Source organism: Cellulomonas triticagri, assembly GCF_003696205.1.
In the GTDB taxonomy this organism is placed as follows: domain Bacteria; phylum Actinomycetota; class Actinomycetes; order Actinomycetales; family Cellulomonadaceae; genus Cellulomonas; species Cellulomonas triticagri.
The window spans coordinates 16,157-36,788 of the sequence record NZ_RFFI01000030.1 but is presented as its reverse complement, the minus strand read 5'-3'; the positions used below and the strand labels follow the sequence as shown (position 1 = coordinate 36,788).

At 74.9% G+C, this 20,632-nt stretch carries 21 protein-coding genes and 1 pseudogene; 3 read left to right on the top strand and 19 right to left on the bottom strand.

The genetic code is table 11. The features are described 5' to 3' along the window. A pseudogene (locus EBM89_RS22425) lies at positions 1-367 on the top strand (FAD-dependent oxidoreductase); the annotation flags it as partial. On the opposite strand, the gene EBM89_RS07440 reads toward EBM89_RS22425, so the two are convergent. Then, positions 342-1,727, bottom strand: coding sequence for an Ig-like domain-containing protein (locus EBM89_RS07440; protein ID WP_147463479.1), 1,386 nt, complete (start codon positions 1,725-1,727; stop codon positions 342-344). The pseudogene EBM89_RS22425 and the gene EBM89_RS07440 sit on opposite strands and share 26 nt — an antisense overlap. Positions 1,728-1,731: 4 nt before the next feature. Continuing rightward, on the bottom strand, positions 1,732-2,919 hold the full coding sequence (dxr, locus tag EBM89_RS07435) for a 1-deoxy-D-xylulose-5-phosphate reductoisomerase (RefSeq protein WP_122148816.1): 1,188 nt from the start codon (positions 2,917-2,919) through the stop codon (positions 1,732-1,734). 294 nt (positions 2,920-3,213) lie between these two features. Between dxr and EBM89_RS07430 the strand changes: the two genes are divergently transcribed. Further along, positions 3,214-3,951, top strand: a complete 738-nt coding sequence (locus EBM89_RS07430) for a hypothetical protein (RefSeq protein ID WP_122148815.1) — start codon at positions 3,214-3,216, stop codon at positions 3,949-3,951. A 48-nt stretch (positions 3,952-3,999) separates the two neighbouring features. Here the strand turns inward: EBM89_RS07430 and EBM89_RS07425 are convergent, their stop codons facing one another. The 7 genes from EBM89_RS07425 to rpsB form a co-directional block, all read right to left on the bottom strand. Further along, positions 4,000-4,557 carry a DivIVA domain-containing protein gene (locus EBM89_RS07425; RefSeq protein WP_122148814.1) on the bottom strand — a complete coding sequence of 186 codons (558 nt, stop codon included), beginning with the start codon at positions 4,555-4,557 and terminating at the stop codon, positions 4,000-4,002. After that, positions 4,557-5,681, bottom strand: coding sequence for a dual-specificity RNA methyltransferase RlmN (gene rlmN, locus EBM89_RS07420; RefSeq protein WP_122148813.1), 1,125 nt, complete (start codon positions 5,679-5,681; stop codon positions 4,557-4,559). Before rlmN ends, EBM89_RS07425 begins: the two co-directional genes overlap by 1 nt. Before the next feature lie 71 nt (positions 5,682-5,752). Next, positions 5,753-6,604 carry a phosphatidate cytidylyltransferase gene (locus EBM89_RS07415; RefSeq protein WP_122148812.1) on the bottom strand — a complete coding sequence of 284 codons (852 nt, stop codon included), beginning with the start codon at positions 6,602-6,604 and terminating at the stop codon, positions 5,753-5,755. Further along, positions 6,604-7,161, bottom strand: a complete 558-nt coding sequence (gene frr / locus EBM89_RS07410; RefSeq protein WP_122148811.1) for a ribosome recycling factor — start codon at positions 7,159-7,161, stop codon at positions 6,604-6,606. The genes EBM89_RS07415 and frr overlap by 1 nt, the downstream gene beginning before the upstream one ends. Before the next feature lie 89 nt (positions 7,162-7,250). Then, a complete protein-coding gene (pyrH, locus tag EBM89_RS07405; protein ID WP_122148810.1) occupies positions 7,251-7,973 on the bottom strand; it encodes a UMP kinase in 723 nt (240 codons plus the stop codon). Positions 7,974-8,070: 97 nt separating this feature from the next. Next, positions 8,071-8,910, bottom strand: coding sequence for a translation elongation factor Ts (gene tsf / locus EBM89_RS07400; RefSeq protein ID WP_122148809.1), 840 nt, complete (start codon positions 8,908-8,910; stop codon positions 8,071-8,073). 46 nt (positions 8,911-8,956) lie between these two features. Continuing rightward, on the bottom strand, positions 8,957-9,865 hold the full coding sequence (gene rpsB / locus EBM89_RS07395) for a 30S ribosomal protein S2 (protein ID WP_122148808.1): 909 nt from the start codon (positions 9,863-9,865) through the stop codon (positions 8,957-8,959). Positions 9,866-10,673: 808 nt separating this feature from the next. On the opposite strand from rpsB, the gene EBM89_RS22040 reads away from it, so the two are divergent. Continuing rightward, entirely contained in the window at positions 10,674-11,150 is a 477-nt protein-coding gene (locus EBM89_RS22040; protein WP_158609560.1) for a M23 family metallopeptidase, read from the top strand. On the opposite strand, the gene whiG is transcribed toward EBM89_RS22040, so the two are convergent. From whiG to trmD, 10 genes are all read right to left on the bottom strand, one after another. After that, positions 11,128-12,132, bottom strand: a complete 1,005-nt coding sequence (gene whiG / locus EBM89_RS07385) for an RNA polymerase sigma factor WhiG (RefSeq protein ID WP_122148806.1) — start codon at positions 12,130-12,132, stop codon at positions 11,128-11,130. The two genes, EBM89_RS22040 and whiG, sit on opposite strands and share 23 nt — an antisense overlap. Positions 12,133-12,152: 20 nt before the next feature. Next, positions 12,153-13,085 (bottom strand): tyrosine recombinase XerC, encoded by a 933-nt coding sequence (locus EBM89_RS07380; protein ID WP_122148805.1) that lies wholly within the window; start codon positions 13,083-13,085, stop codon positions 12,153-12,155. 353 nt (positions 13,086-13,438) lie between these two features. Continuing rightward, positions 13,439-15,208, bottom strand: coding sequence for a DNA-processing protein DprA (gene dprA / locus EBM89_RS22530; protein WP_158609558.1), 1,770 nt, complete (start codon positions 15,206-15,208; stop codon positions 13,439-13,441). Then, the gene (locus EBM89_RS07370) at positions 15,205-16,737 is read right to left on the bottom strand and encodes a YifB family Mg chelatase-like AAA ATPase (RefSeq protein WP_122148804.1); all 1,533 of its coding nucleotides are present in this window, start codon (positions 16,735-16,737) and stop codon (positions 15,205-15,207) included. The genes dprA and EBM89_RS07370 overlap by 4 nt, the downstream gene beginning before the upstream one ends. Further along, complete coding sequence (locus EBM89_RS07365) at positions 16,734-17,099, bottom strand: YraN family protein (protein ID WP_122148819.1); 366 nt, start codon at positions 17,097-17,099, stop codon at positions 16,734-16,736. Before EBM89_RS07365 ends, EBM89_RS07370 begins: the two co-directional genes overlap by 4 nt. 144 nt (positions 17,100-17,243) lie before the next feature. Then, the gene (locus tag EBM89_RS07360) at positions 17,244-17,567 is read right to left on the bottom strand and encodes a DUF2469 domain-containing protein (protein WP_122148803.1); all 324 of its coding nucleotides are present in this window, start codon (positions 17,565-17,567) and stop codon (positions 17,244-17,246) included. Positions 17,568-17,625: 58 nt separating this feature from the next. Continuing rightward, positions 17,626-18,390 carry a ribonuclease HII gene (gene rnhB / locus EBM89_RS07355; protein WP_122148802.1) on the bottom strand — a complete coding sequence of 255 codons (765 nt, stop codon included), beginning with the start codon at positions 18,388-18,390 and terminating at the stop codon, positions 17,626-17,628. Then, positions 18,387-19,115, bottom strand: a complete 729-nt coding sequence (lepB, locus tag EBM89_RS07350; protein WP_233571607.1) for a signal peptidase I — start codon at positions 19,113-19,115, stop codon at positions 18,387-18,389. The genes rnhB and lepB overlap by 4 nt, the downstream gene beginning before the upstream one ends. A gap of 134 nt (positions 19,116-19,249) precedes the next feature. Continuing rightward, positions 19,250-19,618 carry a 50S ribosomal protein L19 gene (gene rplS, locus EBM89_RS07345; RefSeq protein ID WP_122148800.1) on the bottom strand — a complete coding sequence of 123 codons (369 nt, stop codon included), beginning with the start codon at positions 19,616-19,618 and terminating at the stop codon, positions 19,250-19,252. Between the two features lie 216 nt (positions 19,619-19,834). Beyond that, the gene (gene trmD, locus EBM89_RS07340) at positions 19,835-20,632 is read right to left on the bottom strand and encodes a tRNA (guanosine(37)-N1)-methyltransferase TrmD (RefSeq protein ID WP_122148799.1); all 798 of its coding nucleotides are present in this window, start codon (positions 20,630-20,632) and stop codon (positions 19,835-19,837) included.

Below are 20,632 nucleotides of genomic sequence, written 5' to 3'. Positions count from 1 at the left end.
GCTGCGCGTCCTGCGCACGGCGCAGGACCGCCTGGTCGCGACCGGACCCGCCCGCCGCACCCGCCTCGCCCGCCTGTGGCGGCGCGACCCCGGCCAGGACCTCGCGGCGACCCGGCGGGTGCGGGACGCCCTGCTGGACCTGGTGCCCGCCGCCCGCCTCGTCCCCGTGACGCACGCCTGGGGCGGTCCCGCCCCGGAGCCGGAGCCCGGGCACGGCCTCCCGCTCGGGCTGGCCGGCTCCGGCGTCGCGTGGACCGGGCCGCTGGGGCCGGACGGCGTCGCCGTCGCGAACCTCGTCGGCCGCACCCTCGCGGACCTGCTCGCGGGCGCGGAATCGGCGCTCACCCGGCTGCCGCGGACCCGCTGACCTCGATCCGCTGCGTCACCGTCACCGGGCGCGTCACCACGAGCGTGCGCGGGCGCTCCGGGTCGGGAGCCCAGGTGTCGTCGTTCTGCACGCCGTCGCGCTGCGCGGCGTACCCGGCGACGACGCCCCGGACCTCGACGACCGCACCGGGGCGCAGCGCGGCGGGGTCCACCGGGTCCCAGGTGACGGCCGTGAGGCGGGTGCGGCCGTCGGACGCGGTCGCCGCGACCGTCGGCGGCAGCGCCGGGACCGTCCCCGGGGTGGCGCCCACCGGCTCCGGGTCCGTCGCGGAGCGCACGTCGCCCGCGCGGACCGCGTCGTAGGCGGCGCGGGTCAGCGGCAGGACGCCACCGTGCTTGGTCGGCGGGACCATGCCGGACATCGCCGACGGGCCGAGGCTGCGCCACGGCTCCGCGGCGTCCGGGTCCGTGGTCGTGAACGCCCGGTAGCCCTGGCCGCGCTCGCCGTACTGGTCGACCATGAGCGTCCACGCGCGGCCGTCGTGGTGCCGGAAGAACAGCGGCGCTTCGACCTCCCCGTACTCGTCGGCGCCGATCCGGGTCTGCAGCACCTGCCAGTCGGTGCCCGCGCGCCACCACTCGCGGGCGGTCGTCCGGGCGAACACCACGCCGCGCGCGCCCGGGCCGTTCTCCTTGATCGCCCGGTACGTCACGCCGTCGACCGTCCGCACCGAGGCGTCGATCGCGTCGACCTCGCCCTGCGCGCGGTGCATCAGCCCCGGGCCGTCGGGGTTGCGGGCGTCCAGGTCCGCCTGCGTGAAGTCCGCCGTGAACGCGACCAGGGTGTCCGAGGTCGGCGTGCCGCTGCGGTCGGGGTCGTCGTCCGCGAACACCGTCGACGACCAGTACAGCGCGAACCCGCTGCTCCCCCGCCCGTCGTAGTCCTCCACCCACGTCGCCTCGGGCGCCCACGCGCGGCCCGCCGTCGGCGGCGCGACCCGCAGCAGCCACGGCTCCGACCACTCGACCAGGTCGTCCGACGCCCACACCACGAGGTCCCGGCTCAGCCACCGGTGCTCGTACCAGGGCACGTAGCCGTCCGGGGCGTCGTCCGGCGCGTCCGTGACCCCGCCCGGGCGGTCGTGGAACACCCGCAGGTCCGTGGCGACCACGTAGGACCGGCCGTGCGGGTCCTGGACCAGGTACGGGTCCCGGACGCCCGTGGTGCCCAGGTGCGAGGCGAGCACCGGGCGCCCGCCGTTCAGCGGCACCCAGGACGTCGGGTCGTCGCCCGCGCTCACGTCCAGGTGGATCCGCTCCGCGAAGCCGTCCGGATCCTCGACGAAGTGCACCAGGAGGTAGCCGTAAGGGTCACCGGGCCGCGCGTCGTCGCTGGTCATGACCTCATCCTGCCGCAGCGACGCGCTCCCGGGCACGGGCACGGGCCCAGTCCTCCGCCGCGTGCACGTCGGCCACGTCCCGCACCGGGCCGCCGTCGTGCTCCCGCAGCACCTCCTCGACCGTCGCCACGACGTCCAGGAACCCGATGCGCCCCGCGAGGAACGCCGCCACGGCCTCCTCGTTCGCGGCGTTGTACACGGCCGGGTGCGTCGCCGACGCCGCGACCGCCGCGCGGGCCAGCGCGACCGCGCCGAACACGTCCTCGTCCAGCGGCTCGAAGTCCCACCGGCCCGCGCGCGTCCAGTCCACCGGGGCCGCCGCCTCCGGGAGCCGGTCCGGCCACGACAGCCCCAGGGCGATCGGCAGCCGCATGTCCGGCGGCGACGCCTGCGCGATCGTGGACCCGTCCGCGAACTCGACCATCGAGTGCACCACCGACTGCGGGTGCACCACCACGGAGATGTCCGCGACGGGCACGTCGAACAGCAGGTGCGCCTCGATGAGCTCCAGGCCCTTGTTGACCATCGTCGCGGAGTTGACCGTCACCACCGGACCCATCGACCACGTCGGGTGCGCGAGCGCCTGCTCGGCGGTCACGTCCGCGAGCTCGGCCCGGGTGCGACCCCGGAACGGCCCGCCCGACGCGGTCAGCACCAGCCGCCGCACCTCCGACCGGCGCCCGCCGCGCAGGCACTGCGCGATGGCGGAGTGCTCCGAGTCCACCGGGACGACCTGCCCGGGGCGCTGCACCGCGGCGCGCACCAGCGGGCCGCCCGCCACCAGGGACTCCTTGTTGGCCAGCGCGAGGACGCTGCCGGCGCCCAGCGCGGCCAGCGTCGGGCCCAGCCCGACGGAGCCGGTGATGCCGTTCAGCACGACGTCGGCGCCCCGCGCGGCGAGCTGCGACGCCGCGTCCGGGCCGGTCAGCACCTCGACGCCGACCTGGTTCAGGCCCGCCTCGGCGGACGCGCGCACCACCTCGGCGAACACCGTGCCCGCCGCGTCCGGGTCGGCCACGGCGACGGTCTGCACCCCGAGGGCGACCGCCTGGCGGGCCAGCGCGACCGGGTCCGCGCCGCCGGCGCTGATCCCGGTGACCCGGAACCGGTCGGGGTGCCGGGTGATGACGTCGACGGCCTGGGTGCCGATCGAACCGGTGGAACCGAGCAGGACGACGGTACGGGGGCTCATCCGGTCCATCCTGCCCGACGGACCCGCGTCCACGACCCGGACGCCCTGTCCGTACCAGCACCGAGGTCGGGTCCGTAGCACCCGCCGGTCCGTCAGAGGTGCCGGATCCGACGTGCCACGGTGCCCTGGGGCCGGGTCGTCCGTGCCCCGTGCACCGACCAGGGAGGAACGACCGTGCGACACCACCTGCGTGAAGTTCGTCGCCACGTCGTTCCTGGCCCGCGTGAACTACACCGCCATGATCGCCAGCAACTCCGGTCGGCTCGCCGAGCGCCTCATGCGCTACAACGGCTGGTGATCGAACGCGGCACCCGGGCGGGCTGGCAGTGCATCCGCTGCGGCGTGGACTGCCTGCCGCAGGAGCTGGTCTGCCCCGGCTGCGGCACCCCGGACCCCGACCTCCCGGACGGCGACCCGGACGCCCGTGAGAACGCAGTCGCGCGCAGCGAGGAGTGGGTGACGCGGCACGAGCCTCGGCAGGTCGCCATGCGGCGGCTCGCCGGGGCGATGTTCCTCCTGGGATGGGCGGTCATCAGCCTGCTCGCCAGCCTCGACCTGCGCTCCACGATCCGCTACTCGAGTCCCGGACCCAGCGCGAGGGGCTTCGGCGCGGCCCTGCTGTCGCTCGAGGAGTACGGCGACCCGGGGCTCGTCCCGCTGCTGACCTTCCTCGTCCCCGCCCTGTGCGGCTCGTTCGTCGGCCGCGCGCTCGGTGTCCGGCCCGAGGTGCTCCCCCTGCGCCGCCTCGTCGCGGCCGTCGCGGGCGCGGCCACGGTCGCGGTGGTCCTCGGCCCCGGCCGGGCCTGGATCCGGTACCGGACGGAGGCAGGAGCCCGGGAGTACGCCAGCCGGATCCGCCGCCCGGACCTGCTCGGCGAGGCGATCCCGCTCTACGCGGACCGGATGGCGACGTCCCTGGCGGTCACCGCCGCGGTGCTGACGCTCCTGGCCGTCATCGGCTGGCGCCCGTTCACCGGGACCCGGCGGCAACGGATCCGCTGGGCGGCGCGCCGCGCGCGGCGCTGGTCGTGACGACGAGGGCGGGCCCTGAACGGGTCCGCCCTCGTCGTGCGTGCGGGTCTACTCGGCGGCGAGCAGCACGTCCACGGCGCGCTCCAGGAACGCGTCCACCGGGGCCTCGGCGTACGCGTCGGCGCCCTTCTTGCGGGCGAACACCGCCGAGCGCACCTCCTGCGCGGTCAGCGGCGTGTTCGTGTCGAAGTACGCGACGAGACGGGCGCACAGCGCGTCGACGTCCTCGGCGCGGTAGCCGGGCTGGCGGCCCTTCGGCGGGTCGAACCGGTCGCCGTCCGGCCGGGTCAGGCGGCCGTAAAGGGTGCGGGCCTGCTCGGCGAGGCCCTCCAGCCACGCCTGGCGCCCGCGCTCGGCGATGAAGTCCGCGCGCGCTCGGGCGACGAACGCCGCCTCGAGGCGGTCGAGGGCGGCGTCCACGGCGGTGGTGGAGTACCCGTGCCGGACGAGGTCGAACGCCACGGTCCGCACGTCCTTGCTCGACAGCGCACCCGCCGGGCCCTGCTCGTACACCGAGCGGGCGTGCGTGAAGAAGTCGTCGACCTCCTCGGGGTGGTACCCCGTGCGCATCCCCGAGACCCGCCGGAACATGGCACCGCCGCTCATCAGTCCTCCTCCGCCGCCAGCTGGCCGCACGCACCGTCGATGTCGCTGCCACGGGTGTCCCGGACGGTGGTCGGGATGCCGTGTGCGCGCAAGCGTGCCACGAACTCGGCCTCGACCTCGGGATCGCTCGCCGTCCACTTCGAACCCGGGGTGGGGTTCAGCGGGATCGGGTTGCAGTGCACCCACCCGCGGCCGCGCCGGTTGAGCTCGGTGCCGAGCAGGTCCGCGCGCCACGCGTGGTCGTTGATGTCCTTCATGAGCGCGTACTCGATGGACACCCGGCGGCCGGTCGCCTGGAAGTACTCGTAGGCGGCGTCGATGGTCTCCTTGACGCTCCACCGGGTGTTGATCGGCACGAGCTCGTTGCGCAGCTCGTCGTCGGGCGCGTGCAGGGACAGCGCGAGGGTGACGGGGATACCCTCCTTCGCGAGCTTGCGCATCGCGGGCACCAGGCCGACCGTCGAGACCGTGATGTTGCGGGCGGACATGCCGAGGCCGTCGGGGACGGGCGCGATCATGCGGCGCACGGTCTCCATGACGGTCTTGTAGTTCGCGAGCGGCTCGCCCATGCCCATGAAGACGACGTTGGACAGCCGGGTCGGTCCGCCCGGGACCTCCCCCGCCTCCAGAGCGGCGGCGGCGGAGCGGACCTGCTCGACCACCTCGGCGGTCGACAGGTTCCGGGTCAGGCCGAGCTGGCCGGTCGCGCAGAACGGGCACGCCATGCCGCAGCCGGCCTGGCTGGACACGCACAGCGTCGAGCGGTGCGCGTACCGCATGAGCACGGACTCGACCTTGGCGCCGTCGAACAGGTGCCACAGCGTCTTGACGGTCGTGCCGCCGTCGGCCTGCATGGTCCGCGCCGCCGTCAGCAGCTGCGGGAACAGCGCCTCGACGAGCTTGTCGCGGCTCGCCGCGGGCAGGTCCGTCATGGCGGCCGGGTCGGTCGTCAGGTGGCTGAAGTAGTGCGTCGCGAGCTGCTTGGCGCGCAGCGGCTTCTCGCCGAGCGCGGTGACGGCCTCGACGCGCTCCTCGGGCGTGAGGTCGACGAAGTGCTTCGGCGGCTTGCCGCGTGCGCCCCGGGTGGGGCCGGACAGGTTGAGTGCGACGGGCGTGGCGCTCACGCGGGCCTCCTCGGGGGGCTTGGGGGGTGTGCGGGCTGTGGGGGCGTACGAGGGGTGGGGCCGGGGCGCCGTCAGGCGACGGGCTGGAGCGCGTCGAGCAGCAGGTACACGACCGGCGCGGCCAGCAGCATGGAGTCGATGCGGTCCAGGATGCCCCCGTGACCGGGGAGCAGCGTCCCCATGTCCTTGAGCTCGAGGTCCCGCTTGATCATCGACTCGCCGAGGTCGCCCAGCGTGGCGACCGCGACGGTGGCGACGCCGAGCAGCGCACCGAGCGCCGGGTCGCCGTCGAACAGGAAGTGGATGCCCAGCACGCCGATCACGCTCGCGAGCACGACCGAGCCGAGCAGGCCCTCCCAGGTCTTCTTCGGGCTGACCGACGGCGCCAGCGGGTGCCGTCCGATCAGGACCCCGACGACGTAGCCGCCGGTGTCGTTCGCGACGCACAGCAGGATGAACAGCGCGACCCGCATCGGGCCGTCGTCCGCCGCGAGCATGAGGACCACGAAGCCGGCCATGAGCGGCAGGTACGCGGCGGCGAGCACACCCGCCGTCGCGTCGCGGACCGCACGCGGCCCGCTGCCGTCCAGCACCCGCCACACGACGATGCCGCCGACCGTCAGCACGAACGCGACGAACAGCGCCTCCATGCCCGCCAGGTACGCGGACACCAGGATGCCGACGTCGCCGACGAGCAGCGGCAGCACCGGGATGTGCACGCCCCGGCGCGCGAACGCCTGGGCGAGCTCCCACAGCCCCGCGCCGACCGCGACCATCGCGACGACCCCGAACACCTCCTTGCGGAGGAACAGGGACGCCGCGACGAGCACGAGCAGCCCGAGGCCGACGGCGACGGCGACGGGCAGGTCCCGACCGGCACGCGAGGTGCCCGGCGCCGGGGCGACGGCGGGAGGGGTGGACATCAGACCTCGAGCAGCTCGGACTCCTTGGACGACAGCAGCGTGTCGACCAGCTCGACGTGGCGCTTGGTGACGCCCTCGAGCTCCTTCTCCGCGCGCGAGACCTCGTCCTCGCCGGCCTCGCCGTCCTTCACCAGGCGGTCCAGCTCGTCCTTCGCGCGGCGGCGGACGTTGCGCACCGAGATGCGGGCGTCCTCCGCCTTGGTCTTCGCGAGCTTCACGAACTCCTTGCGGCGCTCGGTCGTCAGCGTCGGCAGGGTCACCCGGATGACGTTGCCGTCGTTCGTGGGGTTCACGCCCAGGTCCGAGTCGCGCAGGGCCTTCTCGATGCCCTGCATCGACGACTTGTCGAACGGGGAGATGAGGATCGTGCGCGCCTCGGTCACGTTGAACGACGCGAGCTGCTGCAGCGGGGTCGGGCTGCCGTAGTAGTCGACCACGATCTTGTTGAACATCGCCGCGTTCGCCCGGCCGGTCCGGATCGCCGCGAAGTCCTCCTTGGCGACCTCGACGGCCTTGTCCATCTTCTCCTCGGCCTCGAGGAGGATCTCGTCGATCACGGTTGCTCCTTCGTTCGGGTGCTGCGGTGCTGCTGGGCGGTGGGTGCGCGGCGTGGTCGGCGCCGGTCGCGGAGGCGGTGAGCCGGGGCTCAGTCCTCGGTGACCAGCGTCCCGATCTTCTCACCCCGGAGCACCCGGGTGACGTTGCCGGGCTCCTCGAGCCCGAACACGCGCATCCGCACGCCGTTGTCCCGGCACATCGACAGGGCCGTGGAGTCCATGACCCCGAGCTCCTGCACGATCGCCTCCGTGTAGGTGAGGTGCTCCAGGCGGACGGCGTCCGGGTTCGTCCGGGGGTCCGCGGAGTACACCGCGTCCACGCCGTTCTTGCCCATGAGGACCTCGTCGCAGTGCGTCTCCAGCGCGCGCTGGACGCAGACGGTGTCGGTGGAGAAGTACGGCATGCCGGCGCCGGCGCCGAAGATCACGACGCGGCCCTTCTCGAGGTGCCGGATGGCGCGCAGCGGGATGTACGGCTCGGCGACCTGACCCATCGTGATGGCGGTCTGCACGCGCGTGTCCACGCCGGCCTGCTCCAGGAAGTCCTGCAGCGCCAGGCAGTTCATGACCGTGCCCAGCATGCCCATGTAGTCCGCGCGCGCCCGGTCCAGGCCGTTCTGGGCCAGCTCCGCGCCGCGGAAGAAGTTGCCGCCACCGCAGACGATCGCGACCTGCACGCCGTCCGCGACGGCCGCGCCGATCTCGGCGGCGACCCGCCGCACGACCGTGGGGTCCAGGCCGATCGACCCGCCGCCGAACGCCTCGCCGGAGAGCTTGAGCAGCACCCGCCGCGGGTGGTTCTCGTCGGTCATGGGGATCCTCCAGGGGTGTCGGCGGGCGGGGTGCGCGAGGGGTGTCGCGCCGGTGGCCCCGGCCCTGGTCGGGCCGGGGCCACCGGATGGTGCGTCGTCAGGCGCCGACGCGGAACCGCACGAAGCCGGTCACGGTGCCGCCGACCTCGGCGAGCACCTGCGCGACGGACTTCTTCGAGTCCTTCGCGAACGGCTGGTCCAGCAGGACGACGTCCTTGAAGTACCCGGTCAGACGACCCTCGACGATCTTCGGCAGCGCCGCCTCGGGCTTGCCCTCGTTGCGGGCCGTCTCCTCGGCGATGCGACGCTCGTTCTCGACCGTCTCGGCCGGGACCTCGTCACGCGTCAGGTAGGTCGGGGAGAACGCGGCGATGTGCGTCGCGATGTCCCGGGCCACCTCGGCGCCCTTGGCGTCGGTCGCGACGAGCACGCCGACCTGCGGGGGGAGGTCCTTGTTGACCTTGTGCAGGTAGAGCGCGACCTTCTCGCCGGCGACGCGGGCCACGCGGCGCACGACGACCTTCTCGCCCAGGGTGGCGGCCGTCTCGTCGACGACCTCCGTCAGGGCACGGCCGTCGACGTCGGCGCCGAGCAGCGCGTCCGCGTCGCGGGCACCGCTCGCGACGGCGGTCGCGAGGACCTTCTCCGACAGCGTGATGAACGTGGCGTTCTTCGCGACGAAGTCCGTCTCGGAGTTGATCTCCACGATCACGCCGACCTCGGCGTCGCCGTCACCGGCGGTGACGACCTCGGCCGCGACCAGGCCGTCGGAGGCCGAGCGGCCCTCGCGCTTGGAGACGCCCTTCAGGCCCTTGACGCGGATGATCTCGAGGGCCTTGTCGACGTCGCCGCCGGCCTCCTCGAGCGCCTTCTTGACGTCGAGCATGCCCGCGCCGGTCTTCTCGCGCAGCGCCTTGATGTCAGCCAGGTTAGCCATCTGTGCTTCCGTCCTTCTCGTCAGTGCGTGTGAGTGGCGGACCGGGTCACTTGGACTCGGCGTCGCCCTCGGCAGCGGCGGGCGCCTCGGTGGCCTCGGCCGCGGGGGCCTCGGTCGCGGCGGTCTCGGCGGCGGGGGCCTCGGCCTCGGCGGCGGGCGTCTCGGCGAGCTGCTGCTCGGCGCCGGCCAGGAGCTCGCGCTCCCACTCGGCCAGCGGCTCGGAGTCGGCCGGGGCGGCCTCGGCGCCGCCACCCTGGCGGGCGGAGTGGCGCTGCAGGGTGCCCTCGGCGGCGGCGTCCGCGATCACGCGGGTCAGCAGCTGCACGGCGCGGATCGCGTCGTCGTTGCCCGGGATCGGGTAGTCCACGACGTCGGGGTCGCAGTTGGTGTCGAGGATCGCGACGATCGGGATGCCGAGCTTGCGCGCCTCGTCGACCGCGAGGTGCTCCTTGTTGGTGTCGACGATCCAGACCGCGGACGGGGTCCGGGTCATGTCGCGGATGCCGCCCAGCGTCTTCGCGAGCTTGTCCTTCTCGCGGCGCATGATGAGCAGCTCCTTCTTCGTGAACGCGCTGCCCGCGACGTCGTCGAAGTCGATGAGCTCGAGCTCCTTGAGGCGCTGCAGGCGCTTGTTCACCGTCTGGAAGTTGGTGAGCATGCCACCGAGCCAGCGCTGGTTCACGTACGGCATGCCGACGCGGGCGGCCTGCTCGGCCACGGGCTCCTGCGCCTGCTTCTTCGTGCCGACGAACAGGATGGTGCCGCCGTGGGCGACCGTCTCCTTGACGAACTCGTAGGCGCGGTCGATGTACGACAGCGACTGCTGGAGGTCGACGATGTAGATGCCGTTGCGCTCGGTGAAGATGAAGCGCTTCATCTTGGGGTTCCAGCGACGGGTCTGGTGCCCGAAGTGGACACCGCTCTCGAGCAGCTGGCGCATGGTCACGACGGCCATGGCACGTCCTTCCGACGCACCCGCGGGGTGCGCACGCTGATCACGGGCCCGCCTGGGCGGACCCGTTCGTCCGGTTGTCGGCACCACCCACGACGGGCGGCACCCCTGGCGCCACGCCCACGTCGACGCCGGGACGAACCCGGACCGCTGCCGACGTCGGCCCTCCGCACGCACCCGTGGGCCGTCGCGGACGACGGAGGTGGGGTGCGCGCCTCGGTGATGACGCGCGATGTCGACCGGCACGTACCGGTCGCAGCGAGAAGTCTACCGGACCGGGACCAGCGCCCGGGACGCGGACGGCGTGACCGTGGGCACGCCCGGCGTCCGGCTCTCGGGGGTGGGTCGGCGGCGGGGCCGCCCCTGTCGGGGGCCCGTGTCCCCGTCCGGCTCGGCGAGCGGCCGCCGAGCGGTGCACAGGACGCCGCGCCGCGCACGGTCCCCAGGATCACGGCGCGAGGCGCGACGAGGCGACGCGTCTCCGGGCAGCGTCGGCGGCATGTCCCTGCTCCCCCGCTCGGCCCGCCCAGTCAGGCTCCCCCACCCCGGTCCACCCTGGCGCCCGACGGGCCGAGCCGGTCCGTCGCGGCTGTCGGCGCTGACCCGCCCGCGCCGTCCGAGCCGGCTTGACGCCGGGAGTGCGACGCGGCGGGTGCTCGCCCCCGCGGTAGCCCTCGTGCTCGCCTTCGCGCCGGTCGGCGCACGGGGCCCGGCGGCACGCGCGGCTCCCGGGGCAGCGACCACGGCGGCCCGGAGCGCGCCCACCGCACCGGGCGTGCTCGTCAGCGCCGCCGGATCGACCGAGCCGGACGTGACTCGCGCGACCGGTGCCGCGACCTCGGCGTGGCGGGCGCCCGTGGCCGACCTGCGGGTGGTCGCACCGTTCGACGCCCCGGCGAGGCCGTGGCTGGCCGGGCACCGCGGTGTCGACCTGGACGCACCCGTGGGCACCCCCGTCCTCGCACCTCGGGCCGGTGTCGTCACGTACGCGGGGTGGGTGGTGGACCGCCCGGTCCTGACCGTCCGGCACGACGACGGCCTGCGCAGCTCGGTCGAGCCGGTCGACGCGCTCGTCGAGGTGGGCGCGCGCGTGGTCGCCGGCGGCGTCGTCGGCCTCGTCGCCGAGGGCCGGACGCACTGCACCCCGACGTGCGTGCACTGGGGCGTGCGCGACGGCGACGTCTACCTGGACCCGATGCTGCTGCTGCGGGGTGCGACCGTGGTGTTGCTCGCGCGGCGCGGGGGTCCGGGTCGGCGGGTGGGGGTCAGCCGCGGTCCGCCTCGGTGAGGCGCGCCCGCAGGCGGAGCATCGCCGCGGTGTGCATCTGCGAGATCCGGGACTCGGTGACCCCGAGCACGCGGCCGATCTCCGCGAGCGTCATGCCCTCGTAGTAGTAGAGGACCAGGACGAGCTTCTCGCGCTCGCCGAGCTGGTCGATCGCGCGGGCGAGGAGGAACTTCGTCTCCTGCGCCTCGAAGGTGGTCTCCGGGTCGGGCGTGCGGTCGTCGCCGAGCGTGTCGAGCAGCGACAGCCGGTCGCCGCGGTCCTCGCCCGCACCCAGCAGCTCGTCCAGCGCGGCCACGTTGACGGTGGACAGCTGGGTGAACAGCGCACGAAGCTCGCGGACGTCGATCTGCAGGCGGGCGGCGACCTCGCTCTCGGTCGGCACGCGGTGCAGCGAGCTCTCCAGCTCCGCGTAGGCGCGGTCGACGGCGCGGGCCTTGGTGCGGACCGATCGCGGGATCCAGTCCATCGCGCGGAGCTCGTCGATGATCGCGCCACGGATGCGCGAGCTGGCGTAGGTCTCGAACTTGACCGAGCGACCGGGCTCGTACTTCTCGATCGCGTCGATCAGGCCGAACATGCCGTACGAGACCAGGTCGGCCTGCTCGACCATCGCGGGCAGCCGCATGCCGACACGTCCGGCGACCGCCGTCACCAGCGGGGCGTAGTGCAGGATCAGCCGCTCGCGCACCAGACGGTCGCCGCCGGACTTGAACAGCCGCCAGTCCTCGTCGACCGGGTCGACGACGAGGTCGACGTCGTCGTCCTCGGGCGCGGCGACGGCGGTCAGCGTGACGACCACGGCGTCGAGATCGGCCTCGGCCTCCTCGGTGGCGTCCGCGACGACGAGCTGCGCGACAGCACCGAGCTCGGCCTCGAGCTCCGGGTCCAGCACCTGCTGGCGCGGGATGACACCCAGGGGGGCGCTCTGGGTGCGGCGCTGCGAGCCAGCCAGCTGGACCGTGTCCTCAGCCGGAACTGACATGGGGCTCTCCATCTCGGACGTCATGCGCGGGGGTGGGCCTGCTCGAAGGACGCGCGGAGGCGGTCCGCGGTCACGTGGGTGTAGCGCTGGGTGGTCGCGAGGCTCGCGTGGCCGAGCACCTCCTGCACGCTGCGCAGGTCGGAGCCGCCCTCGAGCAGGTGCGTCGCCACGGAGTGTCGCAGAGCGTGCGGAGCGACGTCGTCGACGTCCGCGAGCCGCGAGACCGCGTGCACCGCGGCACGGAGCTGCCGCTGGTCGGCGCGGGCGCCGCGGCGCCCGAGCAGGAGCGCCGGGCCGGAGGCGTCCGTGGCGAGCACGGGGCGACCGCGGCCCAGCCACGCCTCGACGGCCTCGACCGCGACCTCCCCCACCGGGACGACGCGCTGCTTGTCGCCCTTGCCGGTGACGCGCAGCGTCCGCTCGGCGAGGTCGAGGTCGTCCACGTCGGCGCCGCACAGCTCGCCGACCCGGACTCCGGTCGCGTAGAGCAGCTCCAGGGCGGCCCAGTCGCGCAGGTGCACGGCGTCGCCGTCGTCGGCCCGGGTCCGCGCCGTGTCGAGCAGCGCGGCGGCCGCCCCCTGGTCGAGCACGGTGGGCAGGTGCGAGGCGGGACGCGCGCCCGCCAGGCGGAGCGCGGGGTCCTGCGCGACGCGGCCGGTGCGGGCGGCCCAGGCGTAGAAGGTGCGGGCGGCGGCGCTGCGGCGGGCCATGGTCGCGCGGCTCCGGTCGGCTGCGACCATCGACGCGAGCCACCCCCGCAGACCGGCGATGTCGACGTCGGTCAGCCCGCCCAGGCCGTGGCGACGGGCGTACCCCTCGAGGTCGGCCAGGTCACCGAGGTACGCGCGGACGGTGTTCTCGGACAGGCCGCGCTGCGCCCGCAGGTGGGTGCCGAAGTCCGCGGCCACGGGGGTGGTCCCCCGCTCCGTCAGCACCTCAGCCCCCGTCTGCACGGGACTACGGTCGCCCGTCACCCCTGGGGGGGACAAGCCGTCTGTGGCGCGTTTCACCCACCCCTGTACGAATCACGGTCAAATGTCCGATTTCGCGTCCGATTTTCCCGGTGTTCTCGACCGAGGGGTCGGGATTCGCGTCCGCCTGGTGGACAATCTGGTGTCCGCGTGGTCGTGCTCCATCGGTGTGACAGCGTTTTCCGCCGGGCGAGGCGCGGGGACAGGGCCAAAGGTCCTGCGCAGTCGACCACAGATGTGCACGTGCCGGAGTCAAGGCCGGGCAATGCTCGACCGTCATCTTCCCGTGACATTCGTGACCGTACGGTGACATTTTCGCCCGGCCGACCACCCGTTCAGGGGCGCCGCCACCCGCCCTCCGCCCGGCACGCCTCCCCCGCGAGCTCCAACGCCCCCAGCGCGGACACGACCTCCCGCACCGACAGCCCCGACCTCCGCGCCACCTCCGCCACGTCCCGCCCACGACGCGCCGCGAGGGCGTCCAGCACGCGCCCGGCGACGCTCTCCGGCGGGTGGCGCCGGGAGCGCGCTCCGCGCGCGGCGGGACGACCGCCCGCCTGCTCGGGCCGGGACGCGGTCGGGTCCGCAGGCGGGGACACGGTCGACGGCGTCCCTGCGGCGGGGGTCGGGCGGAGCGAGGGAGGGGCGGCAGCAGACGAGCGCGATGCCGTGGACGGCCCGCCTGGCCCACGCGAGACGGACCCCGACGCGGTCGGGAGCGGCGAGACGGAGCGTGGCGCGGTCGGGCGGGGCGAGCCAGGCGATCCCGCGGCGCCCGGCACGCCGGCTTCCGCCACGGTGGAGGGCGGTGATCCGGGCTGCGACGGGGCCGGGGCGCGCGAGACGGGCGCTGACGTGGCCTGGCGAGCCGAGGTGGACTCCGGGCGGCTCTCGCCGGCCGGGTCGGCAGCGTCCGGCGGGCCACCCGACGCGGCGCCGAGCAGCTCGAGCACGTCGTCGGTCCGCGTCACGCAGACCGCCGCCCCGCTGCGCAGCAGCCGGTGGCAGCCGACCGAGGCCATGGACGTCACGGGTCCGGGGACCGCACCCAGGGGCCGCAGCAGGTCGGCCGCGTGCGTGGCCGTGCTGAGCGCCCCGGAGCGCGCCGCGGCCTCCACGACGACGGTGGCGCTCCCGAGCGCGGCGATCAGGCGGTTGCGCTGCAGGAAGCGGGCCCGGGACGGGACGGAGCCGGGTGGCGACTCGGCGACCAGGGCACCCGCGTCGAGCAGCGCCTCCAGGACGTGCCGGTTGGCCTCGGGCGACGGCCGGTCCACGCCGCCCGCGAGCAGGGCGACCGAGGGCCCGCCCGCGCGCAGCGCACCACGGTGGGCGGCGACGTCGATGCCGAAGGCCCCGCCGGACAGCACGGTCACGCCGGTCGCGGCGAGGTCCGCGCCGAGGTCGGTGGCGACGTGCTGGCCGTACGGGGTGGCGGCTCGGGCCCCGACGACGGCGACCGACCGCTGCGTGAGCGCCGCCAGCGCCGTACTCCCCCGGACCCACAGGCACAGCGGTCGGGTGGGGCCGAGGTCGTCCAGTCCCGACGGCCAGTCCGGGCTGCCCGGGACCAGCAGCCTCCCGTCCTGCCGGTGGAGGGCGTCGAGCGCGCGCCCCGGATCGAGCACCGCCAACCGGGGCGCCCAGCGCGGGAGCGCCCGGGCCAGGACGCGCAGCGCGGCGTCCGCAGGTGTGCGGGCGCCCGCACCCGCCGAGGCGGGGAGCAGGGCCGGCGCGGACGTGCCACGAACGGGCAGCGCCTGGGCGGCGAGATCCGCTCCCGGCCCGGTGCTCGGGTCCGACGGCAGGGTGAGGTCGCGAGCGAGCGCGTGGTGATCACCGCCTCGGTCACCGGGAGCGGGGGCGTCGGGGCGAGGTGCGGCGGAGACGACGGCGGGTGTGCGACCAGGACTCCCGTGCTCTCGGACACGGGCGCGCAGGGCGCGCTCGGCCTCGTCCGGGCGGACGCCGACGGCCCAGGTCGCCCAGCGGAGCGCCTCCGGGGCACCGAGCGCCGCCACGACCGCCACCGCGGCGGCGTCCCCGGGTTCGGCGACCAGGCTCCACGCCGCCCGGGCCCGGATCTCCGCGTCGTCCGCGGTCACAGCCCGGCCCGCCCACGGGAGCGCAGCGCGACGCCCGCGTCGACGTCGGGCCGGGTGGGCGCGTCACGACCGGCGAGGTCGGCGACGGTCCACGCGAGCCGCAGCGCGCGGTCCGCACCCCGCAGCGTGAGCCGGCCCTGCTCGACGGCGGTGTCGACCTCGGCGAGCAGGCCCGGGTCAGGGCGCAGCAGGTCACGCAGGGCCCGGCCCGGGACCTCGGAGTTGACCCGCCACGGGGTGCCGCGCCACCGGGAGCGCTGGGCGGTCCGGGCGGCGCCGACGCGCTCGGCGACGTCGGCGGTGGACTCCGCGTCCCGGCCCAGGGTCCCCGGCCGGACGGGCGGGACCTCGACCTGCACGTCCACGCGGTCGAGCAGCGGGCCGTCGAGCCGCCCGAGGTACCGGCGCCGGTCGCCCGAGGTGCACCCGCAGCCCAGGCCCTGGCCGTACGCCTGCCCGCAGGGGCAGGGGTTGGCGGCGAGGACGAGCTGGAAGCGTGCCGGGTACCGGGCGGCGCCCGCGGCCCGGTGGATGACGAGCTCGCCGTGCTCCAGCGGCTGCCGCAGGGTCTGCAGGACGGCCGTCCGGAACTCGGGGGCCTCGTCGAGGAAGAGCACGCCCCGGTGCGCGCGCGAGGCCGCGCCGGGGCGCGGTGTGCCCGAGCCGCCGCCGACGATGCTCGCCGCCGTGGCGGTGTGGTGCGGGTCCTCGAACGGCGGTCGACGCAGCAGCCCGCCATCGGGGTCGAAGACGCCCGCGACGGAGTGCACCCCGGTGACCTCGACGGCGTCGGCCTCGTCCAGGTCGGGCAGGACGCCGGGCAGCCGGGACGCGAGCATGGTCTTGCCCGCGCCCGGCGGGCCGAGCAGCAGCAGGTGGTGCGCGCCGGCCGCGGCGACCTCGACGGCCCAGCGCGCCTCGTGCTGCCCGAGGACGTCGGAGAGATCACCTCGCGACGTCCCGCCGGAGGCGGTCCGCCGGGACGGCGGGACCGGCGCGACGTCGGGCACCGCGACCTGCCCGCCGTGGCGCGCGACGACCGCCGCGAGGGAGGCGCAGCCGACCACGCGGGCGCCCGGCACCAGGGTGGCCTCGGGGACGTCGGCGACCGGGACCACGACGTCCGGCCACCCCGCGGCGACGGCCGCCGCGACCGCGGGGAGCACGCCCCGCACGGGACGCAGGCGGCCGTCGAGCCCGAGCTCGCCGAGGTGCACGGTGCGCGCGGCACGCCTGGCGTCGAGGAGGCCGGACGCGGCGAGCACGGCGACGGCGACCGCGAGGTCGAAGCCGGGCCCGGACTTCGGGACACCGGCCGGGGTGAGGTTGACGGTGACCCGCCGGTTCGGCCACGTCAGCCCGGACGACCCGACGGCGGCACGCACCCGGTCGCGGGCCTCAGCGAGCGAGGCGTCGGGCAGCCCGACGAGCACGAACGCGGGCAGGGCGGCGGCGAGGTGCGCCTCGACCTCGACGACGCTGCCCGTGAGCCCCAGCAGCCCGACGGCGAGCGTCCGCCCGAGCGTCACCGGTCCACCCCGCGCAGGTGCTCCAGCAGGGGCGGGGCACCGGGCGCCAGGGTGATGGCCACGACGTCGAGGCGCGCCTCCGCCGCGTGCACGTCGTGCTCGGCGAGCCAGGTCGCGAGCAGGCGCCGCATCCGGTGGACCTTGCCGCGGGTCACCGCCTCCGCGGGGCTGCCGAACGTGGCGGTCCGCCGGGTCTTGACCTCGACGCCCACCACCGCGTCCGCCGCGACGTCCAGCCCGACGACGTCGAGCTCACCGTCCGCGGCGAACCAGTTCCTGTCCAGGACCCGCCAGCCGTCGTCCACCAGGTACGCGACGGCGAGGTCCTCCCCCGTCCGCCCGAGCCGCTGCCGTGCGTGCATCTGCACCACCTCCGGCACCGAGGCTGCCCGCACCGTGGGGCCGCCCGCCGGTCACGACGGGCCGACCTGGGGACGGTGCGCACCACCCGAGCCTGTGGACGGCTCGGTGCCCGCTCCACGAGCGGGCCAGCGGTACCAGCGGAGTCAGCGCGTGAAGCCGCCGCTGCCGCCGAGGTCGAGGTCCGCCTTGACGAGCTCCTCGACGTTCACGTCCTTGAAGGTGACGACCCGCACGGACTTCACGAACCGCGCGGACCGGTACACGTCCCAGACCCAGGCGTCGGCGAGGGTCAGCTCGAAGTACACCTCGCCCGCGGCGGACCGCACCTGCAGGTCGACGTGGTTCGCCAGGTAGAACCGGCGCTCGGTCTCGACCACGTACGAGAACAGCCCGACGGCGTCGCGGTACTCGCGGTACAGGGCGAGCTCCATGTCGGTCTCGTAGTTCTCCAGGTCCTCGGCGCTCACCGACCCATCATCCCCCATCGGCGGCCGTGCGTCGGCCGGTCGGGACCCGACGCGCGCGTCACGCGCCCACGGGCAGCCGCCACGAGCGGCGGTGCCAGGGGCTCGGACCGAGCTCGCGCAGCGCCGAGACGTGCTCGTCGGAGGCGTAGCCCTTGTTCGAGTCCCACCGGTACGCGGGGTGCTCGACAGCCAGGTCGACCATGAGGGCGTCGCGCTCGCACTTCGCGAGGACGCTGGCCCCGGCGACGGTGGCGCACGTCCGGTCGGCCTTCACCCGCAGGTGCACGCGCGGCGTCCCGATGACGCCGAGGTCGACGTCGCCGGTCGCGACGACCCCGGGCTCCGCGTCGAACAGCGCGCCCTGGGCGGGCGGGGTCAGCCAGTCGTGGGAGCCGTCGAGGACGACGGCGTCGACCGGGCCGACGACGCCCGCGACCGCGATCAGGGCGCGCTGCCCGGCGAGCCGCAGGGCGGCGATGATGCCGACGGCATCGATCTCCGCGGCGCTGGCGTGGCCGACGGCGCGGGCGACGCCCCAGCGGCTCAGCGCGGGGACGAGGGCGGTGCGGGCGGCGGCGGTGAGCAGCTTGGAGTCGGCGACCCCGCGCGGACCGCTGCGGGTGGTCGCGTCCACGACCACGACGCCGACGCTCACGGGCCCGGCGAGCGAGCCTCTCCCGACCTCGTCCATGCCGGCGACGAGCGTCGCGCCCGCACGCAGCAGCGCGCGCTCGTGCCGCAGGTGCGGCACCGGGCGGGCGGTCGCGGGGCGTGCCCGACGAGGTGCGGGGCCGGGCAGGGTGGGCGGGTCGAGCAGCGTCATGACGGGTCGGGCACGTCCGCGAAGACGTCACCGGGGTTGCGCAGCAGGCCGATCCGGTCGAGCGGCCACAGGGTCACGAAGCTGACGCCGACGACGTCGTCGATCGGCACGGCGCCGCCGCCGGGGTCGCCGAGGTGGTAGCGGGAGTCGGCGGAGTGCTGGCGGTTGTCGCCCATCACCCACAGCGAGCCCGTCGGCACCACGACCTCGAACCGGATCTCGCTGGGGCTGGCACCGGGCGCGAGGTACGCGGTCTCGTCCACCGGCTCGCCGTTGACGGTCAGCGGCGACCCGTCGCCCGCGGAGGCGACCGTGTCGCCCGGCAGGCCGATGACGCGCTTGATCAGGTGGTCCTCGGACTGCTGAGGCATCAGCCCCACCGCGATCAACGCGTCCTGCACCACGTTGGTCTCAGGGACGGTCTGCTGGTCGAGCCAGCCGCCCGGGTCCGCGAACACCACGATGTCCCCGCGGTGCACGTCGAACGGGCCCGGGGCGAGCTTGTTCACCAGCACCCGGTCGCCCTCGAGCAGGGTGTCGTGCATCGACGCGCTCGGGATGAAGAACGCCTGCGCGAGGAACGTCTTCACCACCCAGGACAGCACCAGCGCGCTGACCAGGATGATCGCCGTCTCCCGCAGGAACGACGCGACGGGTCCGCGCCGGCGCGGCTCCGCGCTCCCCGCGTGGGTCGCGTCGGCCGTCGTCGCATCCTGGTCCGTCACCGGCTCACTCTCCCACGTCACTCGTCCGGGTGCCCACCATTCCGTGGCCCGCACACACATCCTCCCCCGGACGCGCCGACGGGCGGCCCCGGCCGTGGCCGGTGACCGCCCGTCGGGCGTGCTGCGGGGCTGTCTCAGGCCTTCTTGGCCGGGACCGCGTCGCGCTTCTCCTTGATCTTGGCCTTCTTGCCACGGAGGTTGCGCAGGTAGTACAGCTTCGCGCGGCGCACGTCACCACGGATCGCGACCTCGATGGACTCCAGGGTCGGGGAGTGCAGCGGGAAGGTGCGCTCCACGCCGACGCCGAAGGAGACCTTGCGGACCGTGAAGGTCTCGCGGATGCCGTCACCCTGGCGGGCGATCACGACGCCCTGGAACATCTGGACGCGAGAGCGGTTGCCCTCGACGACCTTGACGTTGACCTTCAGGGTGTCGCCGGGACGGAAGTCCGGGACGTCGGAGCGCAGCGAAGCCGCGTCGACGGAGTCGAGGATGTGGGACATCGTGAGTCGCTTTCCCGCGGTGCCACAGGTCACACGCGTCGTCGTCGGCACCCTGCGGTGCCGGGATGGCAGTGGGTGGTCCGCGGCCGGAGTCCGGCGGGTCGTGCTCGTCTCCCCTGTGGCAGAGACGCGACCGTACGCGCACCAGCGGACAAGTATGCCAGAGCCGCGCGGGTCAGGTCGACGCGGGCCCGCCGACCACAGCCGTGGCGCCGGTCACGACGCGGCGGAGCCGTCCTCGGGCGGGACGGGCCCCTCCCCGCCGACGGTCCAGCCGAGCCCGTCGAGCACGGCCCGGTCGGCCTTGTCGAGCCCCGCGGGGTCGAGCGCACGCAGCAGGTCGGGCCGCCGGGCGGCGGTGCGCTCGAGGGCCTGGTCGCGGCGCCAGCGCTCGACCCGCCCGTGGTGCCCGGACAGCAGCACCTCGGGGACGTCGAGGTCCCGCCAGGCCGGGGGCTTGGTGTACACGGGGTACTCCAGCAGCCCGGCGGCACCGTGGGACTCCTCGACCAGGGACTCGGGGTTGCCGACCACGCCGGGCAGCAGCCGGACGACGGCCTCGACCAGCACCATCGCGGCGACCTCGCCGCCGTTGAGCACGTAGTCCCCGATGGAGTACTCGCTGACCCGCACGCCCGGCCGGGTCGCGTAGTGCGCGGCCACCCGCGCGTCGATGCCCTCGTACCGCCCGCAGGCGATGACCAGGTGCTCGTCGGTGGCCCAGCGCTCGGCGTGCCGCTGCGTGAGCGGTGCACCGGACGGCGTGGGCAGCAGCAGGTGGCTGCCCTCGGTGACGAGGTCGTCCAGGGCCGCGCCCCAGACGTCGGGCTTCATCACCATGCCCGCACCGCCGCCGAACGGGGTGTCGTCCACGGTGCGGTGCCGGTCGGTGGTCCAGTCGCGCAGGTCGTGCACCCGCAGGTCCACGAGCCCGGTCGTGCGCGCCTTCCCGACGAGCGAGAGCTCGAGCGGGGTCAGGTACGCCGGGAAGATCGAGACGACGTCGATGCGCAC

What these genes read in the sequence shown, in the direction of transcription:
- EBM89_RS07440 (WP_147463479.1), bottom strand. Translation starts at nt 1,727, where the DNA reads ATGACCAGCGACGACGCGCGGCCCGGTGACCCTTACGGCTACCTCCTG.
- dxr (WP_122148816.1), bottom strand. Translation starts at nt 2,919, where the DNA reads ATGAGCCCCCGTACCGTCGTCCTGCTCGGTTCCACCGGTTCGATCGGC.
- EBM89_RS07425 (WP_122148814.1), bottom strand. Translation starts at nt 4,557, where the DNA reads ATGAGCGGCGGTGCCATGTTCCGGCGGGTCTCGGGGATGCGCACGGGG.
- EBM89_RS07415 (WP_122148812.1), bottom strand. Translation starts at nt 6,604, where the DNA reads ATGTCCACCCCTCCCGCCGTCGCCCCGGCGCCGGGCACCTCGCGTGCC.
- pyrH (WP_122148810.1), bottom strand. Translation starts at nt 7,973, where the DNA reads ATGACCGACGAGAACCACCCGCGGCGGGTGCTGCTCAAGCTCTCCGGC.
- tsf (WP_122148809.1), bottom strand. Translation starts at nt 8,910, where the DNA reads ATGGCTAACCTGGCTGACATCAAGGCGCTGCGCGAGAAGACCGGCGCG.
- rpsB (WP_122148808.1), bottom strand. Translation starts at nt 9,865, where the DNA reads ATGGCCGTCGTGACCATGCGCCAGCTGCTCGAGAGCGGTGTCCACTTC.
- whiG (WP_122148806.1), bottom strand. Translation starts at nt 12,132, where the DNA reads ATGTCAGTTCCGGCTGAGGACACGGTCCAGCTGGCTGGCTCGCAGCGC.
- EBM89_RS07365 (WP_122148819.1), bottom strand. Translation starts at nt 17,099, where the DNA reads ATGCACGCACGGCAGCGGCTCGGGCGGACGGGGGAGGACCTCGCCGTC.
- rnhB (WP_122148802.1), bottom strand. Translation starts at nt 18,390, where the DNA reads ATGACGCTGCTCGACCCGCCCACCCTGCCCGGCCCCGCACCTCGTCGG.
- rplS (WP_122148800.1), bottom strand. Translation starts at nt 19,618, where the DNA reads ATGTCCCACATCCTCGACTCCGTCGACGCGGCTTCGCTGCGCTCCGAC.